Source organism: Streptomyces argenteolus, from assembly GCF_042902585.1.
GTDB classification, from domain to species: domain Bacteria; phylum Actinomycetota; class Actinomycetes; order Streptomycetales; family Streptomycetaceae; genus Streptomyces; species Streptomyces argenteolus.
In genome coordinates, this window is record NZ_JBIBEG010000001.1 from 750,638 (window position 1) to 766,309 (window position 15,672).

General features: G+C 71.5%; 13 protein-coding genes. 10 read left to right on the plus strand and 3 right to left on the minus strand.

Annotated elements, in window-relative coordinates; all coding sequences use genetic code 11:
* Nucleotides 1-46: 46 nt before the first annotated feature.
* From ACFY8O_RS03295 to ACFY8O_RS03310, 4 genes are all read left to right on the plus strand, one after another.
* Nucleotides 47-1,390 (plus strand): APC family permease, encoded by a 1,344-nt coding sequence (locus ACFY8O_RS03295; protein WP_387898342.1) that lies wholly within the window; start codon nt 47-49, stop codon nt 1,388-1,390.
* Between the two features lie 274 nt (nt 1,391-1,664).
* Nucleotides 1,665-2,876 (plus strand): exodeoxyribonuclease VII large subunit, encoded by a 1,212-nt coding sequence (xseA, locus tag ACFY8O_RS03300; RefSeq protein ID WP_387898344.1) that lies wholly within the window; start codon nt 1,665-1,667, stop codon nt 2,874-2,876.
* Nucleotides 2,877-2,916: 40 nt separating this feature from the next.
* Nucleotides 2,917-3,171: an exodeoxyribonuclease VII small subunit gene (locus ACFY8O_RS03305; protein WP_145803594.1), complete on the plus strand. Its 255-nt coding sequence runs from the start codon at nt 2,917-2,919 to the stop codon at nt 3,169-3,171.
* A gap of 618 nt (nt 3,172-3,789) precedes the next feature.
* Nucleotides 3,790-4,380 carry a malonic semialdehyde reductase gene (locus tag ACFY8O_RS03310; protein ID WP_145803596.1) on the plus strand — a complete coding sequence of 197 codons (591 nt, stop codon included), beginning with the start codon at nt 3,790-3,792 and terminating at the stop codon, nt 4,378-4,380.
* Between the two features lie 69 nt (nt 4,381-4,449).
* Here ACFY8O_RS03310 and ACFY8O_RS03315 read toward each other — a convergent pair whose 3' ends face one another.
* Nucleotides 4,450-4,971, minus strand: coding sequence for a DUF4245 domain-containing protein (locus ACFY8O_RS03315; protein ID WP_145803598.1), 522 nt, complete (start codon nt 4,969-4,971; stop codon nt 4,450-4,452).
* 144 nt (nt 4,972-5,115) lie between these two features.
* On the opposite strand from ACFY8O_RS03315, the gene glpX reads away from it, so the two are divergent.
* Nucleotides 5,116-6,147: a class II fructose-bisphosphatase gene (gene glpX / locus ACFY8O_RS03320; RefSeq protein ID WP_145803600.1), complete on the plus strand. Its 1,032-nt coding sequence runs from the start codon at nt 5,116-5,118 to the stop codon at nt 6,145-6,147.
* A 98-nt stretch (nt 6,148-6,245) separates the two neighbouring features.
* Here the strand turns inward: glpX and ACFY8O_RS03325 are convergent, their stop codons facing one another.
* A complete protein-coding gene (locus ACFY8O_RS03325; protein ID WP_145803602.1) occupies nt 6,246-6,617 on the minus strand; it encodes a WhiB family transcriptional regulator in 372 nt (123 codons plus the stop codon).
* Nucleotides 6,618-6,780: 163 nt separating this feature from the next.
* The gene (locus ACFY8O_RS03330; RefSeq protein ID WP_387898349.1) at nt 6,781-7,452 is read right to left on the minus strand and encodes a DUF1707 SHOCT-like domain-containing protein; all 672 of its coding nucleotides are present in this window, start codon (nt 7,450-7,452) and stop codon (nt 6,781-6,783) included.
* Between the two features lie 194 nt (nt 7,453-7,646).
* Here ACFY8O_RS03330 and ACFY8O_RS03335 point away from each other — a divergent pair, with 194 nt between their 5' ends.
* The 5 genes from ACFY8O_RS03335 (at nt 7,647) to ACFY8O_RS03355 (ending at nt 15,635) form a co-directional block, all read left to right on the plus strand.
* The gene (locus ACFY8O_RS03335) at nt 7,647-9,314 is read left to right on the plus strand and encodes a fumarate hydratase (protein WP_145803606.1); all 1,668 of its coding nucleotides are present in this window, start codon (nt 7,647-7,649) and stop codon (nt 9,312-9,314) included.
* Between the two features lie 244 nt (nt 9,315-9,558).
* Nucleotides 9,559-10,962, plus strand: a complete 1,404-nt coding sequence (locus ACFY8O_RS03340; RefSeq protein WP_387898352.1) for a class II fumarate hydratase — start codon at nt 9,559-9,561, stop codon at nt 10,960-10,962.
* Nucleotides 10,963-11,006: 44 nt separating this feature from the next.
* On the plus strand, nt 11,007-11,723 hold the full coding sequence (gene fomD / locus ACFY8O_RS03345) for a cytidylyl-2-hydroxypropylphosphonate hydrolase (protein WP_145803610.1): 717 nt from the start codon (nt 11,007-11,009) through the stop codon (nt 11,721-11,723).
* A gap of 379 nt (nt 11,724-12,102) precedes the next feature.
* Complete coding sequence (locus ACFY8O_RS03350; protein WP_387898356.1) at nt 12,103-14,061, plus strand: SpoIIE family protein phosphatase; 1,959 nt, start codon at nt 12,103-12,105, stop codon at nt 14,059-14,061.
* Between the two features lie 110 nt (nt 14,062-14,171).
* Entirely contained in the window at nt 14,172-15,635 is a 1,464-nt protein-coding gene (locus ACFY8O_RS03355; RefSeq protein ID WP_387898359.1) for a catalase, read from the plus strand.
* The last annotated feature ends 37 nt before the right edge of the window (nt 15,636-15,672 follow it).

The following is a 15,672-nucleotide window of genomic DNA, read 5'->3' on the forward strand; positions in this document are numbered from 1 at the left end:
CGTGGTCGGGAGACTGATGCGTACGCGATCAAGCGATGGAGGGTTCATGGCCGGCAGCAGCACGGACGAGGCAAGGCTGCACCGCACACTCGGGTTCCGGGACCTGGTGGTCTACGGGCTGCTGTTCATCGCGCCCATGGCCCCGGTCGGCGTGTTCGGCACCCTGGACGCCAAGTCCGGTGGGGCTGTGGCGCTGGTGTATCTGGTGGCGACCGTCGTGATGGCCTTCACCGCCTTCAGTTACGCGCAGATGGTGCACGTCGCGCCGCTCGCCGGGTCGGTCTTCGCCTACGCCCGCAAAGGGCTGGGGGAAGGGCCCGGCTTCATCGCCGGCTGGATGGCGATGCTCGACTACCTGCTCATCCCGGCGGTCGCCTACCTCTTCTCGGGCATCGCGATGAACGCGCTGGTGCCCGAGGTGTCGCGGTGGGTGTGGACCGCCCTCGCGGTCGTCCTGACGACCGCGCTCAACCTCTGGGGCGTGCGGGCGGCGGCCCGGGTGGGCTTCGCGGTGCTCGCGATGGAGATCGTGGTGCTGCTGGTGTTCGTGGTGTCGGCGGTGGTGGTGCTGACCAGGGACGGGGCGCAGCGGGGCTGGCTGACGCCGCTGACCGGGGACTCCGGCTTCTCGATGACGGCGGTGCTGGGGGCGGTGTCCGTCGCGGTGCTCTCGTACCTGGGCTTCGACGCGATCGCCTCCTTCGCCGAGGAGGTGACGGGCGGTTCGGCGAAGGTGGCGCGGGCCGTGCTGTTCTGCCTGGTGCTCGCCGGGGTGCTCTTCGTGGCCCAGTCGTATCTGGCGGCGTTGCTGGAACCGGTGAGCTCGGCGGAGCTGGTGGCGGATCCGGGCAAGCAGGGCTCCGCCTTCTACGACGCGGTGGACGCCTCGGTCGGGACCTGGCTGCACGACCTGGTGGCCGTGAGCAAGGCGATCGGCGCGGCGTTCGCGGCGCTGGCCGGGCAGGCGGCGGCCGGGCGGCTGGTCTTCGCGATGGCCCGGGAGCGGCGGCTGCCCTCCTTCCTCTCCCAGGTCGACGCCAGGTCCGGGGTACCGCGGGTGGCGATCATGGGGGCCGCGGTGGTGACGCTGGTGGCGGCGGTCTGGGCGGCCCGGCGCGACGACGGGCTCGACCACCTGGTGTCGGTGGTGGACATCGGCGCGCTGACCGCGTTCGTGCTGTTGCACGCGTCGGTGGTGGGCTGGTTCGCGGTACGCCGGATGGAGGGCCCGCCGAGCTGGTGGCGGCACGTGCTGATGCCGGTGGTGGGTGCGGCGATCCTGGTCGCAGTGATCCTGGAGGCGACGACGAGCGCCCAGCTGGTCGGACTGTGCTGGCTGGGGATCGGCCTGGTGGTCCTGGCGGTCCAGTGGGGGCGGCGGGCCGCCTGAGGGCCGTCCCGCAGGCCCTCCCGCCGGAGGGAGCGCAACCGCGCGTACCGGCGCGTCCGGCCCGGCACGGACGGCTGAGCGCGGCCCGGCACGGACGCCGGCGCGCCGCCCGCACCCGGGGGCCGGGCCCGGCACGGCCCCGCTGAGCCCGGTGCGGACCGCCGAGCCCGGTGCGGCCCGGACGAGAGGCCCAGGCCCGGACCCGGGAGGCCGGGCCCGGCACGGCCCGGACGAAAGGCCCGGGTTGTCGGTCCCGGCCGATACGCTCGCCCGTATGGCTCTCACTACGTCCCCGGAAGCCCCGCTGCCCGTCGGCGACGTGTCGCGCCTGATCGGCGGCTGGATCGACCGGCTCGGTGCGGTCTGGGTGGAGGGGCAGATCACCCAGCTGTCGCGCAGGCCGGGCGCCGGCGTGGTGTTCCTGACGCTGCGCGATCCGTCCCACGACATCTCGGTGAGCGTGACGTGCTTCCGGCAGGTCTTCGACCGGATCGCCGACGTGGTGACGGAGGGCGCGCGGGTGGTCGTGCTCGCGAAGCCCGAGTGGTACGCCCCCCGGGGCCAGCTGTCGCTGCGGGCGACGGAGATACGGCCGGTGGGCATCGGCGAGCTGCTGGTGCGGCTGGAGCAGCTGAAGAAGTCGCTGGCGGCCGAGGGCCTCTTCGCCCTGGACCGCAAGAAGCCGCTGCCGTTCCTGCCGCAGCTGATCGGCCTGGTCTCCGGGCGCGCGTCGGCGGCGGAGCGTGACGTCCTGGAGAACGCGCGGCGGCGCTGGCCCGCCGTGCGCTTCGAGGTGCGCAACACCGCCGTGCAGGGGGTGCACGCCGTGAATCAGGTGGTCCAGGCGGTCAAGGAGCTGGACGGGCTGCCGGAGGTGGACGTGATCGTCGTGGCCCGGGGCGGCGGCAGCGTGGAGGACCTGCTGCCGTTCTCGGACGAGGAGCTGATCCGCGTGGTGGCGGCGTGCCGCACCCCGGTGGTCTCCGCCATCGGGCACGAGCCGGACTCCCCGCTGCTCGACCTGGTCGCCGACGTCCGGGCGTCGACGCCGACGGACGCGGCGAAGAAGGTCGTCCCGGACGTGGGCGAGGAGCTCGACCGGGTGCAGCAGCTGCGGGACCGGGCGCTGCGGACGGTACGGGGGCTGATCGACCGGGAGGAGCGAGGGCTGGCCCACGCGCTGGGCCGGTCCTCCATGGAGCACCCGCAGCGGATGGTGGACGAGCGGGCGGCCGAGATCGACGCGCTGGTGGGCCGCAGCCGCCGGGTGCTGGGGCACCTTCTGGACCGCGCGGACTCCGAGCTCGCCCACACCCGGGCCCGGGTGGTCGCGCTCTCCCCTGCGGCCACGCTGGAGCGCGGGTACGCGGTGCTCCAGCGGCCGGACGGCCATGTGGTGCGCTCCCCGGAAGACGCGGGAGCTCCGGGGGACGAACTGCGGGCGCGGGTCTCGGAGGGCGAGTTCACCGTCCGGGTCGCGGAGTGACGGGGCGGGTTTGTCGGACCCCGCGCATAGGGTGGACGGCATGACGGACGACGGGACGACGACGGCTGCCGCGACGGGCACGCTCGGGTACGAGCAGGCGCGGGACGAGCTGATCGAGGTCGTACGCCGCCTGGAGGCGGGCGGCACGACGCTGGAGGAGTCGCTGGCCCTGTGGGAGCGCGGCGAGGAACTGGCGAAGGTGTGCCGGCACTGGCTGGAGGGAGCCCGCGCCCGGCTGGACGCGGCCCTGGCCCGCCCGGAGGAGCCCGCGACGGACGGCGGCGGCACGGACTGAGCGCCAGGGACTGAGGGGCGCGCGCCCCGAAGAACACGCGCTCCGCGCGGGACCAGGGCGGGAGACCGCCGGTGCACACGGCCGGATGGACGGCCGGGAACACGGGGCACCCCCTCGGGCCCGACCCGGTGCGGCAAGGGGCGGGCGGCGGGCGGTCCTCCAATGTGCCCGGCCCGGTGAGCGCGGGACGCGAAACGACCCTCCGGACCCCCGGCTCAGCACGGCGACGCAGCCCGGCGGCTCAGCACGGCACGGAGCAAGCGCACCTCCGGTCCCCCGGACAGGTACGGCACGGAGCAAGCGCACCTCCGGTCCCCCGGACAGGTACGGCACGGGGCGAGCGCACCTCCGGTCCACCCGGCCCGCTGCGGCAACGGCTAGCGGCCCTCCGGTGCGCACCGCCGGCAGGATGCCCTGGAACCCAGGGGGCTCCTCCTTCAGGCCGGCCCGCTGCGGCACGGCAGGCGTTCTCCGACCTGACCTCCCCCGTGGTCCGTGCGCGGGACCCTCTGTGCGCTGGATCACTACCACCACGATTTAGTTGAAATTTAATCTATCCCTCGGCTACGGTGATCGCATCGCTTGACCCCCACACCCGTCCGGAAGGTAACGCCCCAGATGTCCCTCGTTCTTGACCCCGCCGCCCAGGACCTCCTCTTCCGTGAGGCCCGCACTGCCAACACGTTCACCGACGAGCCGGTGACCGACGAGCAGGTCCAGGCGATCTACGACCTGGTCAAGTTCGGCCCCACCGCCTTCAACCAGTCGCCGCTGCGCATCGTCCTGGTCCGCTCCGCCGAGGCTCGCGAGCGTCTGGTGCAGCACATGGCCGAGGGCAACCGCCCCAAGACGACGACCGCCCCGCTGGTCGCGCTCCTCGTCGCGGACCACGAGTTCCACGAGGAGCTCCCGGCGCTCATGCCGCACTTCCCGCAGGCCAAGGACGCGTTCTTCTCCGAGCGCCCGGTCCGCGAGCAGTCCGCCGCGCTGAACGCCGCCCTCCAGGCCGCCTACTTCATCATCGGCGTCCGCGCCGCCGGTCTGGCCGCCGGCCCGATGACCGGCTTCGACGCCGCGGGCATCGAGAAGGAGTTCCTGGACGGCGACCACAAGCTGCTCATGGCCGTCAACATCGGCAAGCCGGGCGAGGACGCCTGGTTCCCGCGCCTGCCCCGCCTCTCCTACGACGAGGTCGTCACGACCGTCTGATCCCCGGACCGGACGCAGGAAGGCCCGCGACGCTCGGCGTCGCGGGCCTTCCCGTATGCGCGTGGGGGCTCAGGAGGCCGTCTTCAGCGCCGCGGCCATCTCCGTCAGGCTCTCCATCGGGGCCGAACCGGTGACGACCGTGGTGACACCCTCCGCGTGCAGCACGAGGGCGTCGTACTTCGGGCCCTCCCAGCGCTGCCACTCCTCGCCCGCGACCTCCTGGGTGCGGCCGGTGTCCTCGGCGTCGTGGCTGACCTCGGGGACGTACTTCTTCGCGGGGGTCGTGGACTGCTCCACCGCGACGTACCGGCCCTGCGGGTCGAGGAAGCCCAGGTGCCAGCCGGCGCCCGCCTGGCCCTCGTACGAGACGGAGGTGGGCTTCCAGTCCTTCGACAGTCCGGCGGGAGCCGCCACCGGATACGGCGCCGCGCGACGGGCCGTCGCGAGTTCGACCCGGTAGTCGACCGCCTTGATCGGGTCGGCCTTGTCGTCGTGCGGGATGAAGAGGTAGACGACGCCCGCCACTGCGGTGATCACGAGCATCGACAGGAACATGTCCCGGACGGTCTGCTTGCCTCGCATGCTTGCCACGGACCCAATGGTGGCATGAGCCTCCGGACGCCCCTCCAGCGGGCATCCGCTCATTCGTGACCCGCTCTGCTCATTTTATCGACCTACCGATAGAGTCACAGCACCCTCTTTTCCGGTCGTCGTCGTACAGAAAGGTGCGCTCCGATGTCCGAGCATCATCTGCCGTCCCAGCTCGAGGTCTCCCCGGAGGCCCCAGACCGCAACCTGGCCCTGGAACTGGTCCGGGTCACCGAGGCCGCAGCCATGGCCGCCGGGCGCTGGGTCGGCCGCGGCGACAAGATCGGCGCCGACGGCGCCGCCGTGAAAGCCATGCGCACGCTCGTCTCCACGGTGTCGATGAACGGCATCGTCGTCATCGGCGAGGGCGAGAAGGACGAAGCCCCCATGCTGTTCAACGGCGAGCGGGTCGGCGACGGCACGGGAGCCGAGGTCGACATCGCCGTCGACCCGATCGACGGCACCACGCTCAACGCCAAGGGCATGCCCAACGCGATCGCTGTCCTGGCCGCCGCGGACCGGGGGGCGATGTTCGACCCGTCCGCCGTCTTCTACATGGACAAGCTGGTCACCGGACCGGAGGCCGCCGACTTCGTCGACATCAACGCCCCCGTGTCCGTGAACATCCGGCGTGTCGCGAAGGCCAAGAGCTCCACCCCCGAGGACGTCACCGTCGTCATCCTTGACCGCCCCCGGCATGACGGCATCGTCAAGGAGATCCGGGAGACCGGCGCCAGGATCAAGTTCATCTCGGACGGCGACGTCGCCGGATCGATCATGGCCGCCCGTGAGGGCACCGGCGTCGACCTGCTCATGGGGATCGGCGGAACCCCCGAGGGCATCATCTCGGCCTGCGCCATAAAGTGCCTCGGCGGTGTGATCCAGGGCAAGCTCTGGCCCAAGGACGAGGCCGAGCGGCAGCGTGCACTGGACGCGGGTCACGACCTCGACCGCGTGCTCTCCACGGACGACCTCGTCAGCGGGGACAACGTGTTCTTCGTCGCCACCGGGATCACCGACGGCGAACTCCTGCGCGGTGTGCGGTACCGCGCGGAGACGGCGACCACGGAGTCCCTGGTGATGCGGTCCAAGTCCGGGACGATCCGGAAGATCGACTCGACGCACCGCCTCTCGAAGCTGCGCGCCTACAGCGCCATCGACTTCGACCGGGCCAAGTGACACGGCGGGTGACCGTGCCGGGTGGCCGCGCCGCGTAGCGGACCGGGCCGTACAAAGGGGGGCCGCCCGTGCAGGCGGCCCCCCTCCGTACGCGCGGGTCAGCCGGCCGCGGCTATGCGTTCCGCCGGGGCCGCGGCCTTGAGCTCCATGTCGCGCCGACGGCGCCGGGCGAGCACCACGCGGCGCTCGGCAGCCGTCAGGCCGCCCCACACGCCGTAGGGCTCGGGCTGCATCAGGGCGTGCTCCCTGCACTCCACCATCACCGGGCACCGCGCACAGACCTGCTTCGCGGCCTCTTCGCGCGACAGCCGGGCAGCGGTAGGCTCCTTCGACGGAGCGAAGAACAGCCCGGCTTCGTCGCGGCGGCACACCGCCTCCGAGTGCCAGGGCCCCGCCTGGTCCTCGCGCGCGGGCGTGCGCTGGGACGGAACGGCGGCGACCTGCAGGGGCTGATGCGGCGAATGCAGCACGGTCCACTCCTGACGACGGCTTGGGCTTCGTGAGCGCGAGACGATGCAGCTGTCCCTACCCGCTGTACGCACGCCTATGCACTGAGTGGCACCGCCTTCGACCCCGCGCAAGCCCGCCGGATCGCATTCTGGCCGAAATTCGGACCCGGCCCTCCGGCCGCCGTCAGTGGCCGAGGTGCTTGCGCAACTGCTTGTGCAGATTGGCGATGAGCTTGCCACGCTTGGGTTTTGCCTCGACGCTCCCGAGAACCGAATAGCCGTTCACGACGACGACCGGTGCTTCCGGGTCGGCGGATTCCAGTGTGTCGACTTCGAAATTGCCGAAAATGCCCGTACCGCTGCCGCGCAGCGAGATGTTCTCGGGCACCTTGATCTCGACGCTGCCGAAGATGGACGTCGCGTTGATGACCGTGAGCCGCTGACCGAACAGCGCCTCGGTCAGATCGATCTCGACGCTGCCGAAGACCGCGAAGGCGTTCGTCCGGCCCCCGACACGCCAACGCCCCCTGCGCGTCGAGCTGCTGAACACCGCGACCAGATTCTCCGCGGGCCCGGGCGGGGCCTCGGCGTCGAATCCGTAGGCCGGGGAGGAGCGGCGGGCGGAGGTGTCCTGCACCGGCAGGTCCCGCACCAGCGGCTCGAGTTCACCGAGGGTCTTGGCGCGGTAGACGAGGTCGACCCGCTCGGCGTGCTCCTCGGCCGTCAGCCGGCCCTCCGCCATGGCCTCGCGCAGGATGTCCGCGATCCGGTCCCGGTCCGCGTCGGACGCTCGGATTCCGGCGGGCGCGGGATCGGCCGGAGCGACGGGCTGCTGGGGCTGCTTCTCGAGGTCCACCGGACCAGCTTACTCAAACGCGATAGATCGCGACCAGTACCCGTGCACGGCTCGATGCTTGGACTCCGGCGCGGGGCCGCGTCCCCTCCGGGTGAGCCTTACCTCACAGGGGCGGCGGGCCCAGGGCGTTCTACCCTGGTTGCTGCGCTGCCCAAGGGTGGTCAGCCGCTGTCGCCGAGTGAGGAATGGCCGTAATGCCAGAGTTTGCGTACTCCGATCTGCTCCCTCTGGGAGAGGACACCACGCCGTACCGGCTGGTGACCGCCGAGGGCGTCTCGACCTTCGAGGCCGACGGCCGTACGTTCCTCAAGGTGGCTCCGGAGGCCCTGCGCACCCTCGCGGCCGAGGCCATGCACGACATCTCGCACTACCTGCGCCCCGCCCACCTCGCGCAGCTGCGCCGCATCGTGGACGACCCCGAGGCGTCGTCCAACGACAAGTTCGTCGCACTGGACCTGCTGAAGAACGCGAACATCGCCGCGGCCGGCGTCCTCCCCATGTGCCAGGACACGGGTACGGCCATCGTCATGGGCAAGCGCGGGCAGAACGTCCTCACCGAGGGCGGTGACGAGGAGGCCCTGTCGCACGGCATCTTCGACGCCTACACGAAGCTCAACCTGCGCTACTCGCAGATGGCCCCGCTGACCATGTGGGACGAGAAGAACACCGGCTCGAACCTCCCGGCCCAGATCGAGCTGTACGCGACCGACGGCGGCGCGTACAAGTTCCTCTTCATGGCGAAGGGCGGCGGCTCGGCCAACAAGTCCTTCCTCTACCAGGAGACCAAGGCGGTCCTCAACGAGGCCTCCATGATGAAGTTCCTGGAGGAGAAGATCCGTTCGCTGGGTACGGCGGCCTGCCCGCCCTACCACCTGGCGATCGTGGTCGGCGGCACGTCGGCGGAGTTCGCGCTGAAGACCGCGAAGTACGCCTCCGCGCACTACCTCGACGAGCTGCCCTCCGAGGGCTCCCCGACCGGCCACGGCTTCCGCGACCAGGAGCTGGAGCAGAAGGTCTTCGAGCTGACCCAGAAGATCGGCATCGGCGCCCAGTTCGGCGGCAAGTACTTCTGCCACGACGTCCGGGTCGTCCGCCTGCCCCGGCACGGCGCCTCGCTCCCCGTCGCCATCGCCGTGTCCTGCTCGGCCGACCGCCAGGCCACCGCGAAGATCACCGCCGAGGGCGTCTTCCTGGAGCAGCTGGAGAAGGACCCGGCGCGCTTCCTCCCGGACACCACCGACGCGCACCTGGACGAGTCCGGTGACGTGGTGCGGATCGACCTCAACCGGCCCATGGACGAGATCCTCGCCGAGCTGACCAAGTACCCGGTCAAGACCCGGCTCTCGCTGACCGGCCCGCTGGTCGTGGCGCGCGACATCGCGCACGCCAAGATCAAGGAGCGGCTCGACGCGGGCGAGGAGATGCCGCAGTACCTCAAGGACCACCCGGTCTACTACGCGGGCCCGGCGAAGACCCCCGAGGGCTACGCGTCCGGCTCCTTCGGCCCGACGACGGCCGGCCGCATGGACAGCTACGTCGCGCAGTTCCAGGCGGCGGGCGGCTCCAAGGTGATGCTCGCGAAGGGCAACCGCTCCCAGCAGGTCACGGACGCCTGCGACGCGCACGGCGGTTTCTACCTCGGCTCGATCGGCGGCCCCGCCGCGCGCCTGGCCCAGGACTGCATCAAGAAGGTCGAGGTCGTCGAGTACGAGGAACTCGGCATGGAGGCGGTCTGGCGGATCGAGGTGGAGGACTTCCCCGCGTTCATCGTGGTCGACGACAAGGGCAACGACTTCTTCACCGAGCCCGCCCCCGCGCCGACCTTCACCAGCATCCCGGTCCGCGGTCCCGGTCTCGGCTGACCTCCCGGCCCGCGGAGTCTCCAGGGGTGCCCCGCCGCGGCGGGGCACCCCTGCCGTGGTGTCGGGGGCCTGGCCGGAGATCGGCGAGCCCTTCCGGCGGCGCCCACCGCGCCGCATATGTCCGGTCCGCGGCCCGGGTGCGGATATTTTCTGGCGGACGGCGCCCGGGAAGGCGCCCGGCCGGACACCCGGGGAATACGGGGCACGGACCACGCGCTCATCAGCATCAGGAGGTTTGCAGACCATGGACGGTTCGGCAGAGGAAACGGCGTACCGCGTCGAGCACGACTCGATGGGCGAGGTGAAGGTGCCCGCGCACGCCAAGTGGCGGGCGCAGACGCAGCGCGCGGTGGAGAACTTCCCCATCTCCGGGCAGCGGCTGGAGCGGGCCCACATCGAGGCCCTGGCCCGGATCAAGGCCGCCGCGGCCAAGGTCAACGCCGAGCTCGAGGTGCTGGACCCGGAGATCGCCGACGCCATCCAGGAGGCAGCCGCCGAGGTGGCCGCCGGGCGCTGGGACGAGCACTTCCCCGTCGACGTGTTCCAGACGGGTTCCGGCACGTCCTCGAACATGAACACCAACGAGGTCGTGGCCACGCTCGCCGCCGAACGCCTGGGGCGCGAGGTGCACCCCAACGACCACGTGAACGCCTCCCAGTCGTCCAACGACGTGTTCCCCTCCTCCATCCACATCGCCGCGACCGCCGCCGTCACCGCGGACCTGATCCCGGCGCTCGAACACCTGGCCGCGTCCCTGGGGCGGAAATCGGCCGAATTCGCGGACGTCGTCAAGTCGGGCCGTACGCATCTGATGGACGCGACGCCCGTCACCCTGGGCCAGGAGTTCGGGGGCTACGCGGCGCAGATCCGCCACGGCGTGGAGCGGCTGCGCTCCTCGCTCCCCCGCCTCGCCGAACTCCCGCTGGGGGGTACGGCGGTGGGGACCGGGATCAACACACCGCCCGGCTTCTCGGCCGCGGTGATCGCCGAGGTCGCCCGCACCACGGGGCTGCCGCTCACCGAGGCCCGTGACCACTTCGAGGCGCAGGGGGCCCGGGACGGACTCGTGGAGACGTCCGGTCAGCTCCGTACCGTCGCGGTCTCCCTCACCAAGATCTCCAACGACCTGCGCTGGATGGCATCGGGGCCGCGCACCGGACTGGCGGAGATCAATCTGCCGGACCTCCAGCCCGGTTCCTCGATCATGCCGGGCAAGGTCAACCCGGTCGTCCCGGAGGCCGTGCTGATGGTCGCGGCCCAGGTGACGGGCAACGACGCCACCGTCGCCGCCGCCGGGGCCGCCGGCAACTTCGAACTCAACGTGATGCTCCCGGTGATCGCGAAGAACCTGCTGGAGTCGGTGCGGCTGCTCGCCAACGCGTCCCGGCTGCTCGCGGACCGCACGGTCGACGGCATCACGGCCAACGTGGAGCGGGCCCGGCAGTACGCGGAGTCCTCGCCCTCGGTGGTGACCCCGCTGAACAAGTACATCGGCTACGAGGAGGCGGCGAAGGTCGCCAAGAAGTCCCTCGCCGAGGGCACGACCATCCGGGAGACCGTGCTCGCCGGGGGGTACGTCGAGCGCGGCGACCTGACGCGGGAGCAGCTCGACGCGGCCCTGGACGTGTTGCGTATGACCCGGCCGTGACGCACGGGGCGGCGGGCCGGGGGCCACGTCCCTAAGATCTCTTCATGACAGCGACGGAAGCGGGTACGGGAGCAGGCACCCCGGCGGGTGCGGGTGACGGCGGGCGCTGGGCACCGGGGGATCACATCCTCTGGCGCTACCGGGCCAACGGCAGGCCGGCCGGCGGTGGCCACGCGGTGCACATCTGCCGCCCCGTCACCGTCGTCCAGGACACCGACGAGCTGCTGGCCGTCTGGATGGCCTCCGGCACCGAGTGCGTGAGGCCGGTCCTGGCCGACGGGACGCAGGTCCACGCGGAACCCCTCGCCACCCGCTACACCCGCCCGCGGACGACGGTGCGCTCGCGGTGGTTCGGCTCGGGCGTGCTCAAGCTCGCCCGGCCGGGGGAGCCCTGGTCGGTCTGGCTGTTCTGGGACCGCGGCTGGCTCTTCCGCAACTGGTACGTCAACCTGGAGGAGCCCCGGTCACGCTGGGCCGGCGGTGTTGACTCCCAGGACCACTTCCTCGACATCTCGGTGCGTCCCGACCACAGCTGGGAGTGGCTCGACGAGGACGAGTTCGCGCAGGCGCAGCGGGTCGGGCTCATGGACGCCGCCACCGCCGGGCGGGTGCGGGAGGCGGGCCTGGCGGCCGTCGAGGTGATCCGGCGCTGGGGCACCCCGTTCAGCGACGGCTGGGAGCACTGGCGGCCAGACCCGGGGTGGGAGGTTCCCGCACTGCCGGATGACTGGGACCGCGCCCCCTCCCCCACGCCGTCGTGAGACCCTTGATGCACCCCATGGGGGCAAACGTAGGATCGGCCTCCACAAAGCTTCGCCGGACCGCTGCACCCTAACCGGCCCGGACAGCAGGGGAACTGACCAACAGTCACCGCATGCACCGCATGTGTCACACGGGCCACGAAGCCGGGTGGGACGCGCGGTCGCACGAACCACTACGAGGGGGTGGAGACGTGCCCGCTGCCCGCTGCCCCGTCGCCGCCGGACACCGTGGGGAGCCGACCGGCGGCCGTACGGTTTCGGCCCCTTTCCCGAGGGCATCCGGTGACAGCCGTTGTTCTCCGCGCTCTTGCCGGGGCAGAGTGGCGCCCCACAAGGTGATTGCCTCATACAACCGGCCCGGACGGACGGAATCCCACGCGTGACGGAGCATCCCACCTCCCACGAAGGCCGGCAGCCGCTCGCTGCCCGGCCGCAGGAACGCGCCCGGCCCCGGCAGCAGGAGGCCACGCCCAGCGCAGCCGCCACCGCCGCGATCCCCGGTCCCTCCCGGGTGCCGGGCACCGCCGGTGAGGCCGCGGCGAACAGCGCGCCGGTCCCGAACCCCACTCCGGGCGGGGCCGTGGATCCCGCCGCGCCCGTCGCCGACACCCAGGCGGTCAGCCGCCGCGAGGGTGACCGGCTGAGGTTCGTCGGGGCCGCGACCCGCCGGATCGCCCGCGGCATAGACCTGGACGAGATCGTGCTGGGCCTGTGCAGGGCGAGCGTGCCCACGTTCTCCGACGCCATACTCGTCTATCTGCGCGACCCGCTCCCGGTGGGCGACGAGCGGCCGGTGAGTCCGTTCGTGCTGCGGCTGCGGCGTACGGACAGGCTGCGCCTGCCCGACGAGGAGAGCGAGGGCGCCGGCCAGGACGGCGAGCGGCTGCGGCTTCCGGTCACCGACCCGCAGGCCGGGCTGCTGCCGGCCGCCGATCTGTGCGAGATCCGGGCGGGTGGCGCGCTGGCCGAGGTGCTGCGCGGGGTCCGGCCGGTCTTCGGGGACTCGGCCGCGGCCCGTGTCGCCCTGCCCGAGCTGCTGGGGGCCGGCCGGACCGTGCCCACCGGGCACCGCGCGATCCTGGCGCCGCTGCGGGGCCGGCGGCGGGTGATCGGTGCCGCCGTCTTCCTGCGGGGCACGGACCGCCCGCCCTTCGAGGCCAACGACCTGCTGGTCGCCGCGCAGCTGGCCACGCACACGGCGCTCGGCATCGACAAGGCCGTGCTGTACGGCCGCGAGGCCTACATCGCCGACGAGCTCCAGCGCACGATGCTGCCCGATTCACTGCCCCAGCCCACCGGCGTACGCCTGGCCTCGCGCTATCTCCCGGCCGCCGAGACGGCCCGGGTCGGCGGGGACTGGTACGACGCGATCCCGCTCCCCGGCAGCCGGGTCGCCCTGGTCGTCGGTGACGTGATGGGCCACTCCATGACGTCCGCGGCGATCATGGGCCAGCTGCGCACCACCGCACAGACCCTGGCGGGCCTCGACCTGCCCCCGCAGGAGGTCCTGCACCATCTGGACGAGCAGGCTCAGCGGCTCGGCAGCGACCGCATGGCGACCTGTCTGTACGCGGTGTACGACCCGGTCGCGCACCGGATCACCATCGCCAACGCCGGCCACCCGCCGCCCGTGCTGCTGCACCTGGGCGGCCGGGCCGAGGTGCTGCGGGTGCCGCCGGGGGCGCCCATCGGGGTCGGCGGGGTCGACTTCGAGGCCGTCGAGCTGGACGCGCCGGCCGGGGCCACGCTGCTCCTCTACACCGACGGTCTGGTGGAGTCCCGGATGCGGGACGTCTGGACGGGCATCGAGATCCTCCGGGAGCGGCTCGCGGCCACCGCGCAGCTGACCGGGCCGGACCATTCGCCGCCGCTGGAAGCGCTCTGCGACGACGTGCTCGACATGCTCGGCCCGGGCGACCGGGACGACGACATCGCTCTCCTGGCCGCCCGTTTCGACGGGATCGCGCCCAGCGATGTCGCGTACTGGCACCTGGAGCCGGAGGACGCGGCGCCCGGCCGGGCGCGCAGGCTGGCCCGCAGGGCGCTGAGCAGGTGGGGCCTGGACGATCTGTCGGACGAGGTGGAACTGCTGGTCAGCGAGGTGGTCACCAACGCGGTGCGCTACGCGGAGCGGCCGGTGACGCTGCGGCTGCTGCGTACCGACATCCTGCGCTGCGAGGTCGGTGACGACTCCCCGCAGCTGCCGAGGCAACGGCGCGCCCGGGAGACCGACGAGGGCGGGCGCGGGCTGTTCCTGGTGAACCGGCTGGCGAGGCGGTGGGGGGCGACGCGGCTCTCCACGGGCAAGGTGGTCTGGTTCGAGATGGCCACCCCCTGATCGTCCTTCCGGCACCGGCTTCCCGTGTTGCCGACCTCCTGTCGGCGGAGTTGACTTCAGTCGTGAACGAAGCGACCTGACCGATACCCCACCCCGACGGGAGGACGCTCGTGACCGAGGAAGCCCAGAAGGTTCCGTACACCACGAACAATGCCGGGATCCCGGTGGAGAGCGACGAACACTCTCTCACCGTCGGGCCTGACGGACCGGTGCTGCTCCAGGATCACTACCTGATCGAGAAGATGGCCCAGTTCAACCGTGAACGGGTCCCCGAACGTGTGGTCCACGCCAAGGGCTCCGGCGCCTACGGCACCTTCCACGTGACGAACGATGTCAGCCAGTTCACCAAGGCGGATCTCTTCCAGCCGGGCAGGCGCACCGAGATGCTCGCCCGGTTCTCCACGGTCGCCGGCGAGCAGGGTTCGCCGGACACCTGGCGCGATCCCCGGGGATTCGCGCTGAAGTTCTACACCCAGCAGGGCAACTACGACATGGTCGGCAACAACACGCCGGTCTTCTTCGTACGTGACCCCATGAAGTTCCAGGACTTCATCCGCTCCCAGAAGCGCCGCCCGGACAACGGGGTGCGTGACCACGACATGCAGTGGGACTTCTGGACCCTGTCCCCCGAGTCGGCCCACCAGGTCACCTGGCTGATGGGCGACCGGGGCATCCCGAAGACGTACCGCCACATGAACGGCTACAGCTCGCACACCTACATGTGGGTGAACGCGGGCGGCGAGCGGTTCTGGGTGAAGTACCACTTCAAGACCGACCAGGGCATCGACTTCTACACCCAGGACGAAGCCGACGCGATGGCCGGGATCGACGGTGACGTGCACCGCCGTGACCTGTTCGAGTCGATCGAGCGGCGCGACTTCCCGAGCTGGACCCTGAAGGTCCAGATCATGCCGTTCGAGGACGCTCCGGACTACCGGTTCAACCCCTTCGACCTGACCAAGGTGTGGCCGCAGGGCGACTACCCGCTGATCGAGGTCGGCCGGATGACGCTGGACAAGAATCCCGAGGACTTCTTCGTCCACATCGAGCAGGCGTCGTTCGAGCCGTCGAACATGGTGCCCGGCATCGGCCCGTCGCCGGACAAGATGCTGCTGGGCCGGCTCTTCTCGTACCCGGACACCCACCGGTACCGAATCGGACCGAACTACCAGCAGCTTCCCCCGAACCGGCCGCGGGTACCCGTCCACTCGTACGCGAAGGACGGGCCGATGCGGTACGAGCCCTCACGCACGGGTGCCGTCTACGCGCCGAACTCGTACGGCGGCCCCGAGGCGGACACCGCACGCTTCGGAGACCCGGCGGGGTGGGCCACGGCGGGCGAGATGGTCCGCGAGGCGTACAGGACACGCAGTGCGGACGACGACTGGAGCCAGCCCGGCACCCTGGTGCGCGAGGTCATGGACGACGCCGCGCGTGAGCGGCTCGTCTCCAACATCTCGGGCCATCTGCTGGACGGCGTGAGCAGGCCGGTCCTGGACCGTGCGGTGCAGTACTGGCGCAATGTGGACACCGACCTCGGCGACCGGGTCGCGAAGAAGGTCGACGGCGGCTGACGCCGGACACGGGTGAGGGGCGGGTGCCGGCCGGCAC